This window comes from Stenotrophomonas sp. 86428_Sma, from assembly GCF_056481585.1.
The window spans coordinates 4,696,594-4,718,644 of record NZ_CM151156.1 but is presented as its reverse complement, the minus strand read 5'-3'; the positions used below and the strand labels follow the sequence as shown (position 1 = coordinate 4,718,644).

At 67.1% G+C, this 22,051-nt stretch carries 21 protein-coding genes; 13 read left to right on the top strand and 8 right to left on the bottom strand.

The genetic code is table 11. The annotated features are described in order from the left end of the window. Positions 1–38: 38 nt before the first annotated feature. The 3 genes from ACZK3J_RS21640 to ACZK3J_RS21630 form a co-directional block, all read right to left on the bottom strand. Entirely contained in the window at positions 39–1,214 is a 1,176-nt protein-coding gene (locus ACZK3J_RS21640) for a lytic polysaccharide monooxygenase (RefSeq protein ID WP_149908937.1), read from the bottom strand. Between the two features lie 178 nt (positions 1,215–1,392). Next, a complete protein-coding gene (locus ACZK3J_RS21635) occupies positions 1,393–2,565 on the bottom strand; it encodes a lytic polysaccharide monooxygenase (RefSeq protein WP_049460593.1) in 1,173 nt (390 codons plus the stop codon). A gap of 233 nt (positions 2,566–2,798) precedes the next feature. Further along, a complete protein-coding gene (locus tag ACZK3J_RS21630) occupies positions 2,799–3,284 on the bottom strand; it encodes a DUF1203 domain-containing protein (RefSeq protein ID WP_032129137.1) in 486 nt (161 codons plus the stop codon). Positions 3,285–3,438: 154 nt separating this feature from the next. Between ACZK3J_RS21630 and ACZK3J_RS21625 the strand changes: the two genes are divergently transcribed. The 4 genes from ACZK3J_RS21625 (at position 3,439) to ACZK3J_RS21610 (ending at position 8,160) form a co-directional block, all read left to right on the top strand. Then, positions 3,439–4,641: a GGDEF domain-containing protein gene (locus ACZK3J_RS21625; RefSeq protein WP_478476233.1), complete on the top strand. Its 1,203-nt coding sequence runs from the start codon at positions 3,439–3,441 to the stop codon at positions 4,639–4,641. Between the two features lie 68 nt (positions 4,642–4,709). Further along, on the top strand, positions 4,710–6,236 hold the full coding sequence (locus ACZK3J_RS21620) for an alpha/beta hydrolase (protein WP_049460588.1): 1,527 nt from the start codon (positions 4,710–4,712) through the stop codon (positions 6,234–6,236). After that, complete coding sequence (locus ACZK3J_RS21615) at positions 6,233–6,979, top strand: ABC transporter ATP-binding protein (RefSeq protein ID WP_049400883.1); 747 nt, start codon at positions 6,233–6,235, stop codon at positions 6,977–6,979. The genes ACZK3J_RS21620 and ACZK3J_RS21615 overlap by 4 nt, the downstream gene beginning before the upstream one ends. Further along, positions 6,976–8,160, top strand: a complete 1,185-nt coding sequence (locus tag ACZK3J_RS21610; RefSeq protein WP_049460587.1) for an ABC transporter permease — start codon at positions 6,976–6,978, stop codon at positions 8,158–8,160. The genes ACZK3J_RS21615 and ACZK3J_RS21610 overlap by 4 nt, the downstream gene beginning before the upstream one ends. A 34-nt stretch (positions 8,161–8,194) precedes the next feature. Here ACZK3J_RS21610 and ACZK3J_RS21605 read toward each other — a convergent pair whose 3' ends face one another. Together ACZK3J_RS21605 and ACZK3J_RS21600 are read right to left on the bottom strand one after the other, a co-directional pair. Then, positions 8,195–8,893 carry a transposase gene (locus ACZK3J_RS21605; RefSeq protein WP_049460585.1) on the bottom strand — a complete coding sequence of 233 codons (699 nt, stop codon included), beginning with the start codon at positions 8,891–8,893 and terminating at the stop codon, positions 8,195–8,197. A 101-nt stretch (positions 8,894–8,994) separates the two neighbouring features. Then, the gene (locus tag ACZK3J_RS21600; protein WP_071228552.1) at positions 8,995–9,792 is read right to left on the bottom strand and encodes an AraC family transcriptional regulator; all 798 of its coding nucleotides are present in this window, start codon (positions 9,790–9,792) and stop codon (positions 8,995–8,997) included. 77 nt (positions 9,793–9,869) lie between these two features. Here ACZK3J_RS21600 and ACZK3J_RS21595 point away from each other — a divergent pair, with 77 nt between their 5' ends. Next, a complete protein-coding gene (locus ACZK3J_RS21595; protein WP_197615693.1) occupies positions 9,870–10,124 on the top strand; it encodes a hypothetical protein in 255 nt (84 codons plus the stop codon). An 84-nt stretch (positions 10,125–10,208) separates the two neighbouring features. On the opposite strand, the gene ACZK3J_RS21590 is transcribed toward ACZK3J_RS21595, so the two are convergent. Beyond that, complete coding sequence (locus ACZK3J_RS21590; protein WP_182266886.1) at positions 10,209–11,210, bottom strand: energy transducer TonB; 1,002 nt, start codon at positions 11,208–11,210, stop codon at positions 10,209–10,211. Between the two features lie 201 nt (positions 11,211–11,411). After that, a complete protein-coding gene (locus tag ACZK3J_RS21585; RefSeq protein ID WP_032129129.1) occupies positions 11,412–12,041 on the bottom strand; it encodes a TIGR00645 family protein in 630 nt (209 codons plus the stop codon). Positions 12,042–12,151: 110 nt separating this feature from the next. On the opposite strand from ACZK3J_RS21585, the gene ACZK3J_RS21580 reads away from it, so the two are divergent. The 4 genes from ACZK3J_RS21580 to ACZK3J_RS21565 all read left to right on the top strand — a co-directional run bounded on the left by ACZK3J_RS21580 (position 12,152) and on the right by ACZK3J_RS21565 (position 17,756). Further along, positions 12,152–12,841 carry a glutathione binding-like protein gene (locus tag ACZK3J_RS21580; RefSeq protein ID WP_032129128.1) on the top strand — a complete coding sequence of 230 codons (690 nt, stop codon included), beginning with the start codon at positions 12,152–12,154 and terminating at the stop codon, positions 12,839–12,841. Positions 12,842–12,985: 144 nt separating this feature from the next. Next, positions 12,986–15,211: a S9 family peptidase gene (locus tag ACZK3J_RS21575; protein ID WP_277778712.1), complete on the top strand. Its 2,226-nt coding sequence runs from the start codon at positions 12,986–12,988 to the stop codon at positions 15,209–15,211. A 24-nt stretch (positions 15,212–15,235) separates the two neighbouring features. Beyond that, complete coding sequence (locus ACZK3J_RS21570; RefSeq protein WP_180838683.1) at positions 15,236–15,751, top strand: cytochrome c oxidase assembly factor Coa1 family protein; 516 nt, start codon at positions 15,236–15,238, stop codon at positions 15,749–15,751. Between the two features lie 205 nt (positions 15,752–15,956). After that, the gene (locus tag ACZK3J_RS21565; protein WP_049462824.1) at positions 15,957–17,756 is read left to right on the top strand and encodes a DUF885 domain-containing protein; all 1,800 of its coding nucleotides are present in this window, start codon (positions 15,957–15,959) and stop codon (positions 17,754–17,756) included. An 897-nt stretch (positions 17,757–18,653) separates the two neighbouring features. On the opposite strand, the gene ACZK3J_RS21560 is transcribed toward ACZK3J_RS21565, so the two are convergent. Next, a complete protein-coding gene (locus tag ACZK3J_RS21560) occupies positions 18,654–19,118 on the bottom strand; it encodes a hypothetical protein (protein WP_014038879.1) in 465 nt (154 codons plus the stop codon). A 184-nt stretch (positions 19,119–19,302) separates the two neighbouring features. Between ACZK3J_RS21560 and ACZK3J_RS21555 the strand changes: the two genes are divergently transcribed. From ACZK3J_RS21555 to ACZK3J_RS21540, 4 genes are all read left to right on the top strand, one after another. After that, positions 19,303–19,551: a hypothetical protein gene (locus ACZK3J_RS21555; protein ID WP_006475755.1), complete on the top strand. Its 249-nt coding sequence runs from the start codon at positions 19,303–19,305 to the stop codon at positions 19,549–19,551. Between the two features lie 122 nt (positions 19,552–19,673). After that, positions 19,674–20,591, top strand: coding sequence for a bestrophin family protein (locus tag ACZK3J_RS21550; protein WP_277778709.1), 918 nt, complete (start codon positions 19,674–19,676; stop codon positions 20,589–20,591). A gap of 19 nt (positions 20,592–20,610) precedes the next feature. After that, positions 20,611–21,600, top strand: coding sequence for a porphobilinogen synthase (gene hemB / locus ACZK3J_RS21545; RefSeq protein ID WP_032129123.1), 990 nt, complete (start codon positions 20,611–20,613; stop codon positions 21,598–21,600). Positions 21,601–21,632: 32 nt separating this feature from the next. Continuing rightward, positions 21,633–21,902 carry a hypothetical protein gene (locus ACZK3J_RS21540; protein WP_049400875.1) on the top strand — a complete coding sequence of 90 codons (270 nt, stop codon included), beginning with the start codon at positions 21,633–21,635 and terminating at the stop codon, positions 21,900–21,902. Positions 21,903–22,051 lie beyond the last annotated feature (149 nt).

Genomic DNA, 22,051 nt, shown 5'->3' with positions numbered 1-22,051 from the left:
AACCAGGGGCGGCATCACGCCGCCCCCGGTGTCCTGCCTCAGTACGCGATCCAGGCGTCGCGCCACGCATAGCCGGTGCCCGGACGATAGGCATCGGCATTGATGTTGCACCAGGCGCCTTCCGGGAACGGGCGGCAGGCATACAGCTTGCCGTCAGTGCCCTTCACCACGGTCTCGCCCGGCGTGTAGTTGCCGAGGCCGGCCGGGTACACGAAGTCGAAGTCGCCGCCCGGCGGATCGACCGGATCGATCGGCCCCGGCCCCGGCACCTGGGTTTCCAGCTGGAAGCGGTTGCCCGGCTTCAGGTACACGCGGTTGTCGGTGGCCGAGGCGACCGGCGTGATCACGCCGTTCTTCATCACGCCCACGCGCGCATGCTGTGCACTGGCATTGACCTTGCGGGCCAGGGCCAGCGGCCACTGCGTCGGGCTGGTCTGGCCAGCGGCCAGCTTGGTTTCCACGCGCTCCAGATCGTTGCCGTTGGCATTGAACACACGCAGGGTCACGGTGCTGTCCACGTCCAGTGCGCCATTGGCGGTCACCGCGCCGGCATCCTGCCACTGCGGCGGCGGAACCACGCCACCGCCACCTTCGAAGCGCACGTCCATGCAGGTGTAGAAGGCTTCCTGCGAATCCGAGCGCTGCCAGGTGTTGTAGATGATGTGCTGGCCAGTGCGCTTGGGCAGCGGGCAGTCCAGCTTGTAGACACCGCCTTCGGACAGCGGCACGTTGCCCAGGGTGCAGAATTCCTGCAGGTCGGCCCAGCGCAGCGGGCTGCCCGGCTGCCAACCGTCACGGGTGACGTAGAACTTCCACTCGCGGGTGGCGTGCGGCGCCGGCGCCAGGAATTCGAAGGTGTAGCGGCCACGCGAATCGGCGCGCATCGGCGTGGTCGGCCAGTCGCTGCGATTCAGATCGAGGCCGCGGTACTTGGGGATGCTGGCGCTGCACAGCTCGCCATCGCGCACCAGGTCGCGGTGGTTGCCATTGGCGTTGCCGTGGGCGATCGCGCTCCAGTCATAGAACGGCTGCGCGCCGCCGATGGCCTTGGCCGCGGCACAGGCCGGGTTGGTCGGGTTTTCCGGATTGCCTTCGTGGCACTGCTTCACGCGGCTGAGCGGCTTGGACATGGTGCCGTGGGCGAGGGCGCTGCCGGACAGGGCCAGGCCGGCAACGACGGACAGAGCGAGGACTGCCCGGTGGGACAGGTGCATGCAGGAACTCCTTTGCGAAGTGTGGGAAACCTCGCGCAGTCTTCACGTGCAGGGCCGTCGGCAACATCGGACAAGTTTGAAATCGATGGCGGCTGTGTTCGATCTGCAACACGGTGCTCACTGTGCCGCCATCCGGGCGAAAGGCGGTGCACTGTGCACCGCCTCCCGCATCACTGCCTCAGTACGCGATCCACGCATCGCGCCATGCTGCACCCACGCCCGGCCGGTAGGCTTCGGCGTTGACGTTGCACCATGCACCTTCCGGGAACGGGCGGCAGGCATAAAGCTTGCCGTCGCCGCCCTTCACCACGGTCTGGCCCGGCACGTAGCTGCCGATACCGGCGGGATACACGTGGTCAAAATCACCGCCCGGTGATGGCGTGCCGGGGTCGGGCACCTGGGTATCGAGCTGGAAGCGGTTGCCATCCTTCAGGTACACGCGGTTGGCGGTGGCCGAGGCCGTCGGTGTGATCACGCCATTGCTGAGCACACCCACGCGTGCGTGCTGGGCGCTGGTATTGACCTTGCGGGCCAGCGCCAACGGCCACTGCGCGGCCGCAGTCTGGCCACTGGCCAGGGTCGCTTCCACGCGTTCGACATCATTGCCGTTGGCGTTGAACACGCGCAACGCCAGGGTGGTGCCGACCGGCAGCTCGCCGCGCGCGGTGACCGGGCCGGCATCCTGCCACTGCGCTGCGGGCGGGGTGCTGCCACCGCCTCCTTCAAAGCGCACGTCCATGCAGGTATAGAACGCCTCGGTCGAATCCGAGCGCTGCCAGGTGTTGTAGATCACATGCTGGCCGCTGCGCTGTGGCAGCGTGCATTGCAGCTTGTAGGTGCCATCGGCCGACAGCGGCGTGTTGCCCAGCGTGCAGAACTCCTGCAGGTCGGCCCAGCGCAGCGGGCTGCCCGGTTGCCAGCCGTCGCGGGTGACGAAGAAGCGCCAGTCGCGCGTGGCGTGCGGTGCGGTCGCCTTGAACACGAAGGTGAACTTGCCGTTGGCGTCTGGCTGGATCGGTGTGGTCTGCCAGTCGCTGCGGTTTACATCCAGCCCGCGGAAGGTCGGGTTATTGCCGCTGCACAGCTTGCCGTCGGGCACCACGGCCTGGTGGTTGCCGTTGGCATTGGCCTGGTTGATGCCATTCCAGTCGTAGAACGCCTGCGAACCGCCCACCGCTTTCGCGGCGGCGCAGGCCGGGTTGGTCGGGTTCTCCGGATTGCCTTGGAAACAGGCATAGACGCGGCTGACCGGCATGGTCATGGTGCCGTGGGCGAATGCGTTGCCGGCCAGGCACAGGCCCGCAGCGGCGAACGAGGTGGCCAGCAACAGCGGTGTGGATCGGAATGACATGGCGCTTCCTTGTGGTCGTCGAAAGAGAACGGTGACCGCAGGAGCTGCGCTGCACGGCGGACTTTCGGCGGCACCACGGCGAGTATCGAGTCGCGATGCAGGCTGAGGAACCACCGAAGCGCCGATCCGTGACTGGGGGTGTGAAGCCCTTCCCGCAGGCTTCACGCGGGACTGAACGGATGCGTTGGCGGTCACGGGATCGGCGTGGCATCGATCACGTCGTGGAGATCCTGCTACGTCGGCGCCATACCCACTCGATCTGCCTGGCACGAGAAGCAGCCGTGGGCCGCGTTGTGCAGCTGCACGAAGGCCACGGCAGGGTCGGCAAACAGCGCGTCCAGCCGGGCGGCAACATCAGTGCCCGCGCTGATCTCTGCGGCCAGCATCAATGCAGCCTGGTCATAGGCGCGCAACGAGATCGTACGGCGCTGTACATAGGCGGGTACCTCACCCGGCGGCAGCACGCAGCGCGTTACGCCACGCTGCACGAAGATCGGGCCCGAGGCGTGATAGGGCGAGTGCAGCGGCAGGTGCACATGGGACAACAGCAGCAGCTCGCTGCCGCTGGGCGGATCGCTCAGGCCGATCCGGCAGGGGTGTCCTCCTGTTTCGCCGGCCCAGCGACGCTGGATGCCCAGCGCAGCCAGCGCGGTGTCACTCTTCTCGAACAGGTGCTGGAAGGGGCGGTGGTCGAGGCCACCGAGATACCACGCATGCATGGGCGTCTCCTTGGTTTTCCCCGGATTCTGCGCATGCACCGGCCGTCATGCTCGCCGTTTTCAGACCCGGCATCGCCATCGGGCCAGGCAGTGCCACGGGGATCGCACCGCAAGGCGCTAAGATGCGCGCGCCGCCCCGGCCGATGAGCGCCGCATGTCCCTGGATTTCCCCACCATCACCGTGCTTGGCTTCCTGCTCTGCATCGGCATCGCCGTGGGGTTCTCATTGCTGCTGGTGGTGCTGCGCGGGCAACCGGTGCTGCGCCTGTGGACCGCCAGCCTGTGGCTGCTGACCCTGGGCGTGACCCTGCTGGCGCTGCGCCCCTACCTGCCGTTGGCGCTGGCCATACTGGCCGGGAATGCGGCGATGGCCGGTTGCGCGGTGCTGATGCTGCGCGGCGTGGCGCTGCATCTGGAACAGCCGCTGCCGCTGTGGCGGCCGTTGTTGATGGCAGCCGCGTTCATGGCCTGCATCTTCGCCTTCCTGGTGCTCTGGCCGGACCTGGGCGTGCGCCTGCAGGTGTTCAGTGTGTTCACGCTGCTGGTCGATGGCTGGATCGCCTGGCTGCTGCTGCGGCATGCCCCCGTACAGCAGCGCATCAGCTGCCGTCTGGCGGCGGCGGTGTTCCTGGCCGAGGCGGCACTGTACGCGGTGCGCCTGTTCCTGCCGGTGGCGCCCGATGCCGGTGAGGACATCATGCGCACCGGCACGCCGATGTTCGTCACCTACATTGCCGGGGTGATGCTGGAGCTGGCGCGATGTTTCGCGATGGTACTGCTGCTGGTCGAGCGCATGCTGGTCGATCTGCGGCGTGCGGCACGCACCGATGGCCTGACCGGGCTGCTCAACCGCAGCGCGGTGCTGGCCGATGGCCAGGCGCAGTTGCAGCGGCTGCGTCGGCAGGGCCGGCCGCTGGCCCTGCTGCTGGTCGACGTCGATCACTTCAAGCAGATCAACGACCGCTGGGGCCACCTGGCCGGTGACCAGGTACTGCGTCACTTCGCTGCGCTGCTGCAGCATGGTTTGCAGGGCCACGACACGCTGCTGGGCCGCTACGGTGGCGAGGAGTTCGTGCTGGTGCTGGCCGGCAGCACACAGGGTGAAGCGATGGCGCGGGCCGCGGCGATCCGTACCGCTCTGCAGCAGAAGCCGGCGCGGCTGGGTACCGGGCCGGTGATGGTCACCGCCAGCATTGGCCTGGCCATGGACGACGGCCACGGCGACCTGTCCACGCTGTTGGCAGCGGCGGATGCGGCGCTGTACCGGGCCAAGGCCGCAGGCCGCGACCGCCTGGCCTGCGCCACGCCGGCGGAGATTTCGCGTCTGCCCATCGCCGACGACGCCGTGCCCGTGTAAGTTGAGTCACATCTTCCGCGGCAGCCCGTCGTGGTTGCCAGGAACGTCCTCCAGGGGAAACGAGCACGATGCAAAGACACCACCTCGCGTTGGCCGCAGCGTTGGCCAGCCTGATGCTTGCCGGTTGCAGCCAGTCACCGTCACCCGGCGCCGAAAGCGCCAGCGATGCACCCAGCCGCCGTTTCGGCACGATCGACTTCCAGCCCTGCACGTTGTCCACCGAAGGCGCCAGCGCCAACGTGGAAGCGCAGTGCGCCACCCTGCAGGTGCCGGAGGACCGGGCCCAGCCCGATGGCCGACGCATTGGCCTGCGCATCGCCTGGCTGGAATCGGGCAGCAGCGGCTCCAGCCAGCCCGACCCGGTGTTCTTCCTGGCCGGTGGTCCCGGCCAGGCGGCCAGCGAAGTGGCGGTCATCGTCGATACCGCGCTGCGCCAGGTGCGCAAGCAGCGCGACATCTTCCTTGTCGACCAGCGGGGTACCGGTGGCTCCAACCCGCTCAGCTGCCTCGGCGCGGACGGCAAGGACCTGCAGATGGACGAGGACGCCGCTCCCACCGAGGCGTCGCTGCGCGACTACGCGCAGCGCTGCGCGGCCTCGCTGCAGGGGCGTGCCGATGCCCGCTTCTACACGACCACCGAAGCCATCGCCGACCTGGATGCGGTACGCCAGGCCTTGGGCGTGGACCGGATCAACCTGGTCGGCGGCTCCTACGGTACCCGCGTGGCCCAGCGCTATGCCGGTGCCTATCCGCAGCACACCCGCAGCATCGTCATCGATGGCGTAGTGCCCAATGAACTGGTGGTGGGCGGCGACTTCGCCACGACGTTCGAGGATGCGATCGCCCTGCAGTCGGCGCAGTGCCGCAAGGATGCCGCCTGCAGCAAACGCTTCCCGACCGACACCCGCGCGCAGCTGCGCAGCGTGGTCGAGACCCTGCGCCGTGCGCCGGTCTCGGTGGAGTATCGCGACCCCGGCACCAACCAGACCCGGCAGGATGTGCTGAGTCCGGACAGCGTGATCGGCCTGGCGTTCGCCTTCTCCTATGTGCCGCAGTATTCCTCGCTGCTGCCGCTGGTGCTCGATGAAGCCGCGCATGGCCGCTATGCACCGCTGGCGTCACTGGCACGCGGTGCGAACCGCAGCATGGATTTCCAGATCAACCGAGGCATGCAGTGGTCGGTGATCTGCAGCGAGGATGCGCCGCGTTACAAGGCGCCGGCCGAGGACCCGGAGCGACTGTTCGGCAACGACGTGGCCAGTGCCTTCTTCGCGGCCTGCCCGGTATGGCCGCACCAGCCGGCGCCAGCGTCCAATGCCGTGCCGCTGCGCAGCGACGTACCGGCGCTGCTGCTGTCCGGTGAACTCGACCCGGTGACACCCCCGCGCTATGCCGAACAGGTCCTCAAGGGCCTGCCGAATGGCCGCGCGCTGGTCGCCCGCGGCCAGGGCCACGGCACGCTGAGTGCCGGCTGCATGCCGCGCCTGCTCGGCCAGTTCATCGACAAGACCGATGCCAAGGCGCTGGATGCCGGCTGCCTGGACACGCTGAGCTACGTGCCGGCGTTCACCTCGTTCAACGGATGGGAACCATGATCGTCGCCGACAACCTGCACAAGGCTTTCGACACCCGCACCGGCCGCATCCAGGCGGTCTCCAACGTCGGCTTCCGCGCCGAGGACGGCCGCATCACCGGCCTGCTGGGCCCCAATGGTGCCGGCAAGACCACCACCATGCGCATGCTGTACACGCTGATGACCCCGGACCAGGGCAGCATCAGCGTCGATGGTGTCGATGCCGCACGCAATCCGGTGGAAGTACGCCGCCACCTTGGCGTGCTGCCCGATGCGCGTGGCGTCTACAAGCGCCTGACCGCGCGCGAGAACATCGCCTACTTCGGCGAGCTGCATGGCCTGTCGGCCGAGCGCATCCGCGAACGCATCGAAGTGCTGTCGCATGCCCTGGACATGGGTGACATCCTCGACCGCCAGACCGATGGCTTCTCGCAGGGCCAGCGCACCAAGACCGCGATCGCCCGCGCGCTGGTGCACGACCCGCGCAACGTCATTCTGGATGAGCCGACCAACGGTCTGGACGTGATGACCACGCGCGCACTGCGCCGCTTCCTGCTGGGCCTGCGCGAAGAGGGCCGCTGCGTGATCCTGTCCAGCCACATCATGCAGGAGGTGGCCGCGCTGTGCGATCACATCGTGATCATCGCCAAGGGCACGGTGATGGCTGCCGGCAGCGCCGATGAACTGCGTGCGCAAGCCAGCGAATCCAACCTGGAAGACGCGTTCGTGAAATTGATCGGCAGCGAAGAGGGCCTGCACGCATGAGCATGATGTCGACCCTGATGACGGTGATGCGCAAGGAACTGCGCGACCTTTCCCGTGATCGCCGCACGCTGCTGCTGACCCTGCTGTTCGGGCCGCTGCTGTACCCGGTGCTGCTGCTGGGCATGGGCAAGCTGGCCGAGAGCCGGGTACGCACCCAGATCGAGCAGCCGCTGCAGATTCCGACCATCGGTGCGGACAACGCCCCCAACCTGGTGCGTTTCCTCGCCGCGCAGGGGCTGAACACCGCGCCGGCACCGAAGGACCTGGCCGAGGCCATCCGCAGCCAGGAGATCGACGTGGCGCTGCGCATCAGCGATGACTTCGGCAAGGACTGGGCCGATGGCAAGCCGGCGCTGGTGGAGGTGATCAAGGACAGTACCCGTCGCGCCGCAGAAGTACCCAGTGCGCGTCTGGAGGCGGCGCTGGCCACCTACAACGGCCAGGTGGGCGCGCTGCGATTGATGGCGCGTGGCATCGACGCGCAGGTGGCGCGGCCGCTGGACGTGGCGCGCCAGGACCTGGCCAGTGCCGAGGCCAAGCGCGGCATGATCCTGTCGATGCTGCTGCCGGTGCTGCTCACGCTGACCTCGTTCATCGGCGGCGCCTACCTGGTGATGGACGCCACCGCCGGCGAGCGCGAGCGGCAGTCACTGGAGCCGCTGCTGGCCACGCCCGGCTCGCGCAGCGCGATCGTCAGCGGCAAGATCGCGGCTGCCTGCGTGGTCGGCTTCGTGTCACTGCTGCTGACCCTGGTCGCATTCAAGGTGAGCGCACAGATCGCGCCCGGCAACATCGGCCGCCAGTTCAACATGAACGTCGGTTCGATGCTGCAGATGCTGCTGGTGATGTTGCCGATGCTGATGATCGGCACCTCGCTGCTGACCTTCCTGTCGGCGGCGGCCAAGAGCATGAAGGAAGCGCAGAGCCACATGACCTGGCTGATGCTGTTGCCGATGATGCCCGGCTACGCGCTGGTGGCCTATCCGCTGAAGAGCGAGCTGTGGCAGTACGCCGTGCCGTTCCTGTCGCAGAACCAGATGCTGTTGAAGGTGATCCGCCACGAGACCATCACGCCGTCGGTCTGGGCCATCTATCTCGGTGCCAGCCTCGGCCTGGCCGCACTGCTGTGGTTCGCCGCCGTGCGCCGTTACCACAACGAGCGCCTGGCGATCTCGGGCTGACTGCAAAAAGGGGACGGAGGGGATTAAGTCGTTTTTAACCCTCCGCCCCCTTCTTCTGAGGGCGCCCCCGCTTGCGCAGCACCACGGGGCGGCCCAGTGTCTGTTCCACCATCCGCAGGTAAGCTGCATTTCCCAACGGATGCTGCCCGGCACTGTGCGCGCGTATTGCCGGCAGGTCGGCGGACGCGTTCACGTCCCGCAGGAACTGCGCATAGAGCGTCGTCCGCTGTCGCTTGGTCGAGGCCAGTGCCCGAAAGGCGGGATGTTCTGTCAGCATCGGATCATCGCGGCGCTGCAGGTTTCCATGCACGCTCGACCAAGGGTGATCTTCCGGGGCGCCTGTCATGCCTGCACGAACCGGATTGAGTTCGATGTAGCGATAGACGCTGAGCAGATAGGCGTCGCTGTCCACCATCGAAGAATGGAAGCGGCCCTGCCAGAGTGGTCCGCTGCGCTCATGCCGCTGATTGAACGCCTGGACATAGTTGTTGCCCTGCATCCGCATCGCGTTGGCCAAGCCGGCCTGAGTGGAGGGTGTGGCCAATAGATGGACGTGATTGCCCATCAATACATAGGCATGCAGCGCGACCTGATGCTTCAGGAAGGCGCTGTGCAAAAGGTGCAGAAACAGCTGGCGGTCGATATCGTCAACGAAGATCGCCCCCTTGTTCACACCGCGCTGGGTTACGTGATACGGCTGTTCGGCCAACATCAGGCGTGCTTGTCGAGGCATGGCAGTTCAGGGGTTTCAAGGAATCATCAGCCTGCCGCCTCCGTGACCGCGAAGGGCATCAGGCGATGCCGCGAGTTGATGTGGGGGAGGGCAGAAGCGACTTAATCCCCTCCGTCCCCTTTTCCATACCGCGCAGGCGTCACCCCCATCTCGCGCTTGAACACGGCGATGAAGGCACTGGGTGTGTCGTAGCCCATCGACAGCGCGACGCTGATCACCGGCTCGCCGGACAGCAGGCGTGGCAGTGCCAGCAGCACCCGCAGGCGTTGCCGCCACTGGCTTGGCGACAGGCCGGTCTCGGCCAGCCAATGGCGGGCGAGGCTGCGGCTGGACAGACCGCTGCTGGCGGCCCAGTCCTCGATGCTGCGGTTGTCGTGCGGTGCGCGCGCCAGTGCGGCGGCAAGTTTCTGCAGTCGCCGGTCACGCGGTTGTGGCAGGGCAAGCGGCAGAGGCTTGCTGGCGGCAATCTCATCGGCGATCACACCGGCCAGTCGTGCCTGTGTGGCATCCAGTGGAACATGCGGCCACTGCAGCGCCCGAATCACCGCGGCCTGCAGCAGCGGCCCCGGCTGGAAGATGCGAGGGGCTGCAGGCAGGTCGGTGCAGGCCTGCGCGCTGAAGTACAGGCTCCAGCCGTCGAACGCACTGGTACTGGCCAGTGCGTGGGGCAGCGAAGGCGGTATCCAGGCGACATGACCCGCCGGCAGCAGCCAGTGCAGGTCGCCGACCTCGATCCGCAGCAGGCCCTGATGTGCACCCAGCAGCTGCCCGCGGGCGTGCTGGTGGCGTGCCGTGCGGCGCGGACCCGGCAGGCGCAGCTGCGCCCCCAGCAATGCAGGCCCGTCGGCGGCATTGGCCAGCGCCGGGTCAATCAATGCGGTGGTTGTCTGATCTGCCATATCGATTGGCAGTTATACGGCAGAAACGTCGCGTCCGGGCTCCGACACTGGAGCCCACTTCAACGGAGCGCTTCCCCATGCAGCCACAGGACATTCTTCCCGACCATCAGAACGACGTGCAGGTGAACGGCCTCACCGTGCGCAAGGGCAGCGTGGGTGCTTTCCTGGCCAGCGTCCGCGACTGGCAGGATCCGTCCAGCGATCACGCCACCCGCGCCACTGCCGAAGCCGACCTGCGCGCGTTGCTGCCCGGCCTGCATGCGCTGGGCCTGTTCCAGGTGCTGGCCGCGCGCGATCCGGCGTTGCAGCGCCTGATTGATGGCGCGGCCTGAAACGGACAAGGCCCGGACGGACCGGGCCTTGGCGTCATGGAGGTGGCAGAAACGACTTAATCCCCTCCGTCCCCTTTTTTGCGGTCAGCCGCCCGGTGCGAACACCAGGGTGCGGCGGGTGGTGACCGGCGCGTTGACCGGCTCGAAGCGCCAGCGCTTGACCGCGTTCAGGGCTTCGCGGTCGAAGGTCCGTCCCGACGTCGCGCGCAGCACGCGGGCGCTGACCACTGAGCCGTCGGTACCGACGGTGATCTCCACCAGCACTTCGCCCGACGTTCCCGAACGCAGTGCCTCGGCCGGATAGCGCGGCGCCGGCGTGCTGACCGGGCGGAGGGTGGGCGCTGCCGCGGCGGCTGCCTGGCGTGCGGCGCTGGCCTGTTGGGCGGCGGCCTGCTGCTGTTTCTGTTCGGCATCGCGACGGGCCGCGGCCTGGCGCTCCGCCTCCTGGCGCTCGTTGTCGCGGCGTGCGGCATCCTGCTGCGCGGCAATCTGCTTGGCCGCATCGGCTTCCTTGGCGCGCTGCTCGGTCAGGCGCTGCTGTTCGGCCTGCTGCTTGGTCCGGTCTTCGGCGTCCTTCTTGGCCTTCTCGGCTTCGGTCTCGCTGCGCTTGGCCGCATTTTCCACGCCCTTGGCCAGGCCTTCCTTCAGGCGCGGCAGGGCGGGAGCGGAGGCGTCCACCTTCTCGATCAGTGCCACCAGGCGCTGCGCCTCGGTGTAGTCCTCGCGGCCCAGGTGCTGCTCGGCGGCGATCAGGGTGTAGGGCAGCAGGTCGGTCAGCGCGCTCTTCACCGACGCGTCGTCCGGTGTCTTGTCGCGCAGGGCGAGGTAGTACTCGATGGCGTTGTCGCCGGCCGGCGCGTACATGCGGTTCTCGCGCAGTGCCTGGCTGGCCGATTCACGCAGCTGTTCGGTGCCCATGGACTGCACCTTGGCGGCGACCACCGGTGCGGCCGGTGCAGCGGTGGCGGGTGCGGCGGCCGGGGCCGGTGCTGCAGATTCTTCCTTTCCCGAGCAGGCGGCCAGCGCCAGTGCCAAAGCAACCGGCAGCCACCGGCGCGCGGCGGTGATCGTTGAGACGTGCGACATCCTGCTCCCCTCTAGAAGACGACGTGACGTAAATCATTGATACGCATGGCCGGGACCTGTGGTCCGGGCGCGGAACGATGACGTTTCCCGACGCCACCGCCGGCAACGGCGAGGGTGCAATCTAGCATCCCGGCCACCGCCGCGTACAAGGGGCAGGGGCCGGGATGGGGCAGCGGCGAAGGACCGCTGCCGGTTGCCGCATCAGTGGTCGTGCGACTTGCTGTGGCTGTTGGACATCAGCTTGTCGGTCCAGGCAATACCGATCGCCGACAGGATGAACACGCAGTGGATGATGGTCTGCCACAGCACGCCTTCCTGGGTCATGGTCGTGCAGGTATCGACACCAGCGTTGTAGAAGCTGGTCGAAGCCGACGACACTGCTGCTGCCCATTGTTCCGGCTTGCACAGCGGCAGTCCCTTCAGCGCGCTGGTGGCGATGAAGGTCTTCAGCAGGTGGATCGAGGAGATGCCGATGATCGCCATTGCCAGCTTCACCTTCAGCACGCTGGCGTTGACGTGGCTCAGCCATTCCGGCTGGTCCGGGTGGCCTTCCAGGCGCAGGCGCGAGACGAAGGTCTCGTAGCCACCGACGATCACCATCACCAGCAGGTTGGAGATCATCACCACGTCGATCAGGCCCAGCACGATCAGCATGATCTGCTGTTCGCCCATCGAGACCGAGTGGGACAGCAGGTGCCACAGTTCCTTGCCGAACAGGAACACGTAGACGCACTGGGCAAGGATCAGGCCCAGGTACAGCGGCAGCTGCAGCCAGCGCGAGGCGAAGATCAGCGAGGACAACGGGGACAAGGGGCGAGGACTGTGGCTCATGCAGGACAGTGCGTTTCGGGGGAGCCGCGAGGTTACCGGCCCGTCGTGACGGTGCCAACCCAACTCTCGCACTAGACTTCAGGTTCCTTTCCGCACCCCGAGCCGCCGCCATGATCGACCTGTATTACTGGCCCACCCCGAACGGCCACAAAGTGACCCTGCTGCTGGAAGAAGCCGGCCTGGAGTACCGCATCCATCCGGTCAACATCGGCTCGGGCGACCAGTTCAAGCCGGAATTCCTTGCGATCTCGCCCAACAACAAGATGCCTGCGATTGTCGACCACGCCCCGGCCGATGGCGGCGCCCCGCAGAGCGTGTTCGAGTCCGGCGCCATCCTGCTGTACCTGGCCGAGAAGACCGGCCAGTTCCTGCCCAGCGACCCGCGCGGCCGCGTCACCACTCTGGAGTGGCTGTTCTGGCAGATGGCCGGCCTGGGCCCGATGAGCGGCCAGATGGGCCACTTCAACGTGTATGCGCCGGAAAAGATCCCCTACGCGATCGAGCGCTACGACAACGAAGTGCGCCGCCTGCACGGGGTGATGGACAAGCGACTGGCCCAGCACGCCTTCCTGGCTGGCGACGCGTACACCATTGCCGACATGGCCAGCTACCCGTGGATCGGTGCCTACGACAAGCTGCCGGTGGATTTCGCCGCGTTCCCGAACCTCAAGCGCTGGCACGAAGCGATTGCTGCACGCCCGGCCACCCAGCGCGCCTATGCCCTGCGCCAGCAGGTGAACCCCAACGCCGGCAAGCCGCTCAGCGACGAAGAGCGCAAGCACCTGTTCGGCCAGCGTTGACCCGGAACGGTGGGTGCCGACCGTTGGTCGGCACGCCTCATGGGCAGAAGGTCATGCTGCCTTCCCGCACCGGCTTGGTTAGGATGGAGGCTGACCGCCCCGCGTCCATCGCGGTGGCGGACCTGCCGTTTGCCGGGATCCTCCATGCGCCACCTGTTCGCTTCGCTCGCCCTCATGCTCGCCACCAGTACCGCCGCCCACGCTGAAAAGCTGACCCTGGAAGCCATCACCGGCCCGCTGCCGCTGTCCGGCCCGACCCTGATGAAACCGAAGGTCGCCCCCGATGGTTCGCAGGTCAGCTTCCTGCGCGGCAAGGACAGCGACCGCAACCAGCTGGACCTGTGGACCTACGACATCGGCAGCGGCCAGACCCGTCTGCTGGTGGATTCGAAGGAGGTGCTGCCCGGCACCGAGACCCTCAGCGATGAGGAAAAGGCCCGCCGCGAGCGCCAGCGCATCGCTGCGATGACCGGCATCGTCGATTACCAGTGGTCGCCGGACGCGCAGCGCCTGCTGTTCCCGTTGGGCGGCGAGCTGTACCTGTACGACCTCAAGCAGCAGGGCCAGGCCGCAGTGCGCCAGCTGACCCACGGCGAGGGCTTCGCCACCGACGCCAAGCTGTCGCCCAAGGGCGGTTTCGTCAGCTTCATCCGTGGCCGCAACCTGTGGGTGATCGACCTGGTCAGCGGCAGGCAGTTGCAGCTCACCCGCGACGGCAGCACCACCATCGGCAACGGCGTGGCCGAGTTCGTTGCCGACGAGGAAATGGACCGCCACACCGGTTACTGGTGGGCGCCGGATGATTCGGCGATCGCTTTCGCGCGCATCGATGAAGCACCGGTGCCGGTGCAGAAGCGCTACGAGGTCTACGCCGACCGCACCGACGTGATCGAGCAGCGTTACCCGGCCGCCGGCGACGCCAACGTGCGCGTGCAGCTGGGCGTGATCGCACCGGCCGCCGATGCGCAGCCGCGCTGGGTCGACCTCGGCAAGGAACAGGACATCTATCTGGCTCGTGTCGATTGGCGCGATGCGCAGCACCTGAGCTTCCAGCGCCAGTCGCGCGACCAGAAGCAGCTGGACCTGGTGGAAGTGGCGCTCGATTCCAATCGCCAGCGCGTGCTCGCCCACGAGACCAGCCCGACCTGGGTGCCGTTGCACAACAGCCTGCGTTTCCTCGATGACGGCAGCGTGCTTTGGTCGTCCGAGCGCACCGGTTTCCAGCATCTGTACCGCATCGACAGCAAGGGCAAGGCCACCGCGTTGACCCACGGCAACTGGCCGGTAGACGAACTGCTGGCGGTCGATGAGAAGGCTGGCAAGGCCTACTTCCGCGCCGGCATCGAGACCTCGCGCGAAAGCCAGATCTACGCGGTGTCGCTGCAGGGCGGTGAGCCGCAGCGCCTGTCGAAGGCACCGGGCATGCACAGCGCCAGCTTCGCCCGCAACGCCAGCGTCTATGTCGACAGCTGGTCCAACAGCACCACGCCGCCGCAGATCGAACTGTTCCGCGCCAATGGTGAGAAGATCGCCACCCTGCTCGAGAACGATCTGGCGGACCCGAAGCATCCGTATGCGCGTTATCGCGATGCGCAGCGCCCGATCGAGTTCGGCACGCTGACCGCGGCCGACGGCAAGACCCCGCTCAACTACAGCCTGATCAAGCCGGCCGGCTTCGATCCGTCCAAGCGTTACCCGGTGGCGGTGTACGTCTACGGTGGCCCGGCCAGCCAGACCGTCACCGACAGCTGGCCCGGCCGTGGCGACCACCTGTTCAACCAGTACCTGGCCCAGCAGGGCTACGTGGTGTTCTCGCTGGACAACCGCGGCACCCCGCGCCGTGGCCGTGACTTCGGTGGCGCGTTGTACGGCAAGCAGGGCACGGTGGAAGTGACCGACCAGCTGCGCGGCGTGACCTGGCTGAAGCAGCAATCGTGGGTGGACCCGGCGCGCATCGGCGTGCAGGGCTGGTCCAACGGTGGCTACATGACCCTGATGCTGCTGGCCAAGGCCTCGAACCAGTACGCCTGTGGCGTGGCCGGTGCGCCGGTGACCGATTGGGGCCTGTACGACAGCCACTACACCGAACGCTACATGGACCTGCCGGCGCGCAACGAAGCGGGTTACCGCGAAGCGCGCGTGCTGACCCATATCGACGGCCTGCGCTCGCCGCTGCTGCTGATCCACGGCATGGCCGATGACAACGTGCTGTTCACCAACTCGACCAGCTTGATGAGTGCGCTGCAGAAGCGTGCACAGCCGTTCGAACTGATGACCTATCCGGGTGCCAAGCACGGCCTGTCCGGTGCCGATGCGTTGCATCGCTACCGCGTCGCCGAAGCCTTCCTGGGACGTTGCCTGAAACCCTGATCACCTGCCGGGAAGGAGCCCGTCATGACCCTGCCACCACCGATTCCCACCCCTGGACAGGCCTCCACCGGTTGGTGGTGCCGTCACTGGCGCTGGGCGATGCCGTTGACGGTGGTGCTGGTGCTGGGCGGCGCCGGTGGCGTGGTGACCTGGAGCGTGCTGCGCTGGAGCGAGGCGGCACGCGAGAGCCCGCCGATGCGCGAAGCGTTGCGCCGCGCGGGCTGCAGCATCGAACTGGTGGAAGCCTTTGGCGAGCCGCTGCATATCGAATCGATGCCGCTGGGCAGCATGCAGACCGCGATGAACGGCCAGCGCGACGTCGGCCTGACCGTGGCCCTGGAAGGACCGCACGCGCACGGCCGGCTGTTCGTGCAGGGCAGCCGTCGCGATGAAGTCTGGGATTACCCGGTGATGTATGTACTGGCCGAAGACAAGCAGACCTTCGACCTGACTGCACTGGATGACGACGAGGCTGCGGGGGAGTGCGAGCTGCAGGCCTGCCGTGAGCGTGGCGAATGCCCGCTGACCGCCGCGCTGTGACCGCAGGTCGCGCGGCCGGGTTAGGGCGGCCATGTAGAGTCGACTGTTAGTCGACTGCTCTCCACAAGACGCCTGAAAACCCCGCGCTGCGCGCGATAGTCGACTGACAGTCGACTCTACCCATCAGCCGCGCCGTGACCTCCAGCCGATTGTCGCCATCGCCGTGAGCGCGTAAGTTGCGGGCAACCCTTTGCTGGAGTGTCCCATGAAGCCGATTGCGCTCGCTGTTGCCCTGGCCCTGACTGCCGCCCCGTTGCTGTCCGCACCGCCGGCCCTGGCCGCGCCGGCTGCCAAGGCCGCGACTCCCGCCAGCCCTGCCTGGGTCGCCCGCAGCAATGCACTGGCGCAGATCCTGCTTGATGCACAGGGCCCGTTCCAGCCGGAGGAAACCGGCTTCTTCGGCGTTCCCGGCTACGACGACAAGGTGGCCGACCTCGGCCCGGACAACGGCAAGCGCTACCGCGCCGCGATGGCCAAGGCCCGCGACGAACTGAAGGCGAAGCTGGCCACCGAGCAGGATCCCAATGTCCGCCAGGACCTGGAGATCATGATCCACGCCGCCAGCCAGAACATCGAAGGCAGCGAGCTCAACGAGAAGTACCTGTTGCCGTGGAGCGATGCGCCGCAGACGGTGTTCAGCGGCCTCAACCTGCTGCTGTCCGACCAGGTGCCGGCCGAGCGCCGGGCCAAGGCGCTCGACCGCCTCAAGGCCTACGCCGGCCTGCAGCCGGGCGGCACCGCCTTCACCACGCTGGCGCGCCAGCGCTATGAAGAGCGCTTGAAGGACAGCAGCCTGCTGCAGCCGACGAAGATCGAAGTGCAGCAGTCGCTGGACAACGTCGAGACCTACATCACCGGTATCGAGTCGCTGCTGAAGAAGTACCAGATCGCCGGTGCCGATGAAGCAATGAAGGCGCTGGCCGGGCAGATGAAGGACTACGCCAGCTGGACGCGCACCACCGTGCTGCCGAAGGCTCGCACCGACGCACGCCTGCCGGCACCGTTGTACGCGTACCAGCTCAAGCAGGTCGGCATCGACATCGACCCGAAGCTGTTGATGCAGCGCGCGCAGCTGGAGTTCATGGAAACCCGCTCGGCGATGCAGCAGCTGGCGCCGCTGGTGGCGAAGGACAAGGGCCTGAAGGTGGCCGACCCGAGCGACCCGGTGGCGGTGATCCGCGCGCTGAAGGCCGACAAGATTGCCGACGATCATCTGGAAGGCCACTACCGCAAGGTGATCGACGCGATCGATCCGCTGATCCGCGAGCACGCCATCGTCGACGTGCCCAAGCGTGCCATGCAGATGCGACTGGGTTCGGCCGCCGAGAGCGCCGCCAGCCCGGCGCCGCACTTCCTGCCGGCGCCGCTGGTCAACAACACCGGGCAGCAGGGCACCTTCGTGCTGCCGCTGGGCAATCCGGCCGCCGGTCCGGGTGCGCAGTACGACGACTTCAACTTCGGTGCGGCGGCGTGGACGTTGAGCGCGCATGAAGGTCGCCCCGGCCACGAGCTGCAGTTCACCGCGATGGTCGAGCGCGGCGTGTCGCTGGCACGCACGATGTTCGCGTTCAATTCGGTGAACGTGGAAGGCTGGGCGTTGTATGCCGAAGCCGAGATGGTGCCGTACGAGCCGCTGGACGGGCAGATGATCGCCCTGCAGTTCCGCCTGCTGCGCGCCGCACGCGCGATGCTGGACCCGATGCTCAACCTTGGCCTGACCGATCGTGCCAACGGCGAGCGCGTGCTGATCGAGCAGGTCGGACTGTCCAAGGCGATGGCCACCCAGGAACTGGATCGCTACATGGTGCGCATGCCGGGCCAGGCCGGCAGCTATTTCTACGGCTACACCCGCATCCTGGAACTGCGCATGCAGACCGAGCTGGCACTGGGCGCGAAGTTCGACCGCCTGGCGTTCAACAACTTCCTGCTCGACCAGGGCCTGCTGCCGCCGGACCAGCTGGCCGATGCGGTGAACAAGGTGTTCGTGCCGAAGTACAAGCGCTGAGCATCACCGGTAGTGCCGGCCACTGGCCGGCGCTGCGGGTTTCGTGCCAACCAAGGTTGGCACCTACCAGAGCGATGCGTCGGTTATTGCAGGGGTAGTGCCGGCCGCTGGCCGGCAATTGCCGTTGGTAGATGCCGACCTTGGTCGGCGCTGTGGGTTTCGTGCCAACCAAGGTTGGCACCTACCAGAGCGATACGTCGGTTGTTGCAGGGGTAGCGCCGGCCGCTAGCCGGCAACCGGTGTTGGTAGATGCCGACCTTGGTCGGCGCGGCGGGTTTCGTGCCAACCAAGGTTGGCACCTACCAGAGCGATACGTCGGTTGTTACAGGGGTAGTGCCGGCCGCTGGCCGGCAATCGCCGTTGGTAGATGCCGACCTTGGTCGGCGCTGTGGGTTTGTGCCAACCAAGGTTGGCACCTACCAGAGCGATACGTTGGTTGTTGCAGGGGTAGTGCCGGCCGCTGGCCGGCAACCGGTGTTGGTAGATGCCGACCTTGGTCGGCGCTGTGGGTTTCGTGCCAACCAAGGTTGGCACCTACCAGAGCGATACGTCGGTTATTGCAGGGGTAGTGCCGGCCGCTGGCCGGCAATTGCCGTTGGTAGATGCCGACCTTGGTCGGCGCCGCGGGTTTCGTGCCAACCAAGGTTGGCACCTACCAGAGCGATGCGTCGGTGGTTGCAGGGGTAGTGCCGGCCGCTGGCCGGCAATTGCCGTCGGTAGATGCCGACCTTGGTCGGCGCTGTGGGTTTCGTGCCAACCAAGGTTGGCACCTACCAGAGCGATGCGTCGGTTATTGCAGGGAGTAGTGCCGGCCGCTGGCCGGCATTTCCCTTGGGCGAAGAGGATTTCTGAGGTTGCCGGCCAGCGGCCGGCACTACCGGCGGTGACCCTCTCGGGTCACCGCTGCGGTTGCGGCGTAATCACTTGTGTCGGCAACCGCGCGGGCGGTGCCGGATTCGGCACCCAGATCGCGACGCCGGCGGCGCGCTTCTGCGTGGTCGGAATACCGATGCCGACGCCGCCACCGACGTGCGAGCCGAACGTGCCGGCGCCGACCGACATGCCCACCGGCGAGCCACTACTGCCCACGCCCATCAAAACCACGCCATTGGCGCCGAGCGCGGCGGCCTCACGCTTCAGGCGTGCCACGGCGGCATCGGTCTGGCCCTGGGTGCCGAAGCCGACGGCGGACGCCGATTCCAGCTGGGCGATTTCCTGTGAACCGGCCGGTGGCGTCGAATAGATCTGCACCAGCGCCGGATCGATCGGTGCGCGGGCGCGGCCCAGCATCACCTTGGAGGTACTGGCACAGCCAGCGGCGACCAGCAGGATGGCCGCCAACGCGGCCCAACGGATGTTCATGGCACGACCCCTGTAGGACTGGTTGCGATCATCGGCGGGCCACTCTGAATCGGCGCCAACACCCGGGCCAGGGCACGCACGGCAGCACGCTAGCACGGCGGGGGTGACAGCCCCGCCAATGGCAGTAGGCGGCGGCAGCGGGAACGTCTATGGTTGGGGCAGGAACCAACTGCGGGAGAGCGGCATGGGTGTGATCAGTCTGTTGTGGGGCGTACTGGCGCTGTTGTGGATGATCCTGGCGCTGATTCCACTGCTGGGCTGGGGCAACTGGTTCCTGATCCCGTTCGCTGCGGTGGGCGCGGTCATCGCCGCGCTCGGCATCCTGTTCACCCACCCGAGCAAGCGTGGCCGGGCCTGGGCCGGGCTGGTGCTGAACGGCATCGTGGTGGTGGTGGGCATCCTCCGGCTCGGCCTGGGTGGCGGCGTGATCTGAGCCCGCACCCGGGTGCGACAGGGCGTCGCAGGCGCACGGTCCATGGCCGGGCAGGGGCGTACAATGAATGGCTGCGCGAGCCCCCCGCGTGCCTGTGAATCCGCGCCCGGCGCGGCAGCCCCATGATCATCCGACCCCGTCCCCACGGCTGGCAACTGCTCTACATCCTGCGCGGCTCGATCGTCAAAGCGATCGCGCCCAAGGTGCTGGCCATCCTGATCCTGTCCATTGCCGTGGCTGCGGTGGTGGAACTGGCGCCGCCCACCGGCATCGAACGCGTTTCCGTCACGCCGTTCACCCTGCTCGGCCTGGTCCTGTCGATCTTCCTCAGCTTCCGCAACAGCGCCTGCTACGAGCGCTGGTGGGAAGGCCGCAAGCTGTGGGGCCAGCTGGTCTACGAATCGCGCTCGCTGGCCCGCCAGGTGAACCTGCTGCTGGCCGATAACACCGGCCGCCGCCGCCGCATCGCCTACCTCACCACCGCCTTCGCTCATGCACTGGCCGGTCGCCTGCGCGGGCGCATCGTGGCGCTGATGGCCCTGCCGTGGCTGGACAAGCGCCAGCGCGAACAACTCGGGCAGCGCGAGAACGTGCCCGACGCGCTGCTCTCGATGATCGCTGGGGAACTGGCGCAGGCCCTGCGCGCCGGTGACCTCGACCCGATCCTCTACACCCAGCTGGAAGAGCGCCTGCATGCGATGTCGTCGATCCAGGCCGGCTGCGAGCGCATCCTCACCACACCGCTGCCGTTCGCCTACACCCTGCTGCTGCACCGCTGCGCGTGGATGTTCTGCGTGCTGCTGCCGTTTGGCCTGGCCAGTTCGCTGGGCTGGGGCACGCCGGTGCTGTCGGCGGTGCTGGCCTATGCCTTCTTCGGCCTGGACCAGCTGGGCGAAGAAATGGAAGACCCGTTCGGCCTGGAGCCGAACGACCTGCCGCTGGACGCGCTGGTGCGCACGATCGAGATCGACCAGCTCGACGCGCTCGGCGAACGCCCATTGCCCGAACCCCTGCTGCCGCAGGGCTACCTGTTGCAATAGCCACTCCTCGGAGCCTGCCATGTCCCACCCGCTTTACCGCCCGCGCCGCATGCGCCATGACGAGTTCTCGCGCCGCCTGATGCGCGAGAACACGCTGACCACCGACGACCTGATCTACCCGGTGTTCGTGCACGAACTGGCCGGCCGCACCGCAGTACCGTCGATGCCGGGCGTGGAGCGGCTGTCGATCGAAGAACTGCTGAAGGTGGCCGAAGAGGCGCTGGAGCTGGGCATTCCGGTGATCGACCTGTTCCCGGTGATCGACCCCTCGCTGAAGTCGCTGGACGCGTCGGCGGCGTGGGCCGAAGACGGCCTGGCGCAGCGTGCGATCCGCGCGCTGAAGTCACGCTTCCCGGAGCTGGGGGTGATGACCGACGTGGCGCTGGACCCGTACACCACGCACGGCCAGGACGGCATCATCGACGACAAGGGCTATGTGCTGAACGACATCACCGTCGAGGCGCTGGTCAAGCAGTCGGTATCGCACGCCGAAGCCGGTGTCGACATCGTTTCGCCCTCGGACATGATGGACGGCCGCATCGGCGCGATCCGTCGTGCGCTGGATGCCGACAACCACATCAATGTGCGCATCATGGCTTACTCGGCCAAGTACGCCTCGGCGTTCTACGGCCCGTTCCGTGATGCGGTGGGCAGCGCCGCCAGCCTCGGCAAGGCCGACAAGAAGACCTACCAGATGGACCCTGCCAACGGCGACGAGGCCCTGCGCGAGATCGCGCTGGACCTGGAAGAGGGTGCTGACATGGTGATGGTCAAGCCGGGCATGCCGTACCTGGACCTGGTGCGCCGGGTGAAGGAAAAATTCGGCGTGCCGACCTTCGCCTATCAGGTGAGTGGCGAGTACGCGATGATGAAGGCCGCCTTCGCCAACGGCTGGCTGGACGAGCGCGCCTGCGTGCTGGAGTCGCTGCTGGGCTTCAAGCGGGCCGGCGCCGATGGCGTGCTGACCTATTTCGCGCCGCAGGTGGCGCGATGGCTGCGCGAGCGCTGACAATAGCGCCACGATAGACGGAGGATTACGCGATGGGACCCGAACTGGGATGGATGCAATGGCTGATCTGGGGCATCGGTACGCTGGTGTTCGGCGCCATCATCGTCGGTGTCTTCATCGCGGCCTGGCGGGCCGGCAAGCGCCCGCCGGAGCAGCTCTCCGCCGCCCGCCATGTCGCCCGTGAGCAGGCCCTGCCGGACAGCGTGCAGGCCGAACTGGCCGCGTTGAACCAGCGCAAGGACAATGGCCAGCTGAGCGAGATCGAGTACGAGCAGCAGCGCGCCAAGGTGTTGTCGCGCTGACGGGTGGGTGCCAACCTTGGTTGGCACTTTCCCGCCTGCCAACCAAGGTTGGCATCTACCAAGCGGCCATCCACGCACGGCGTGGATCTACCGCACGCACCTGGCGCCTCCATCGCCCGGGTAGCCGCCAACCTTGGTTGGCGTTTGCC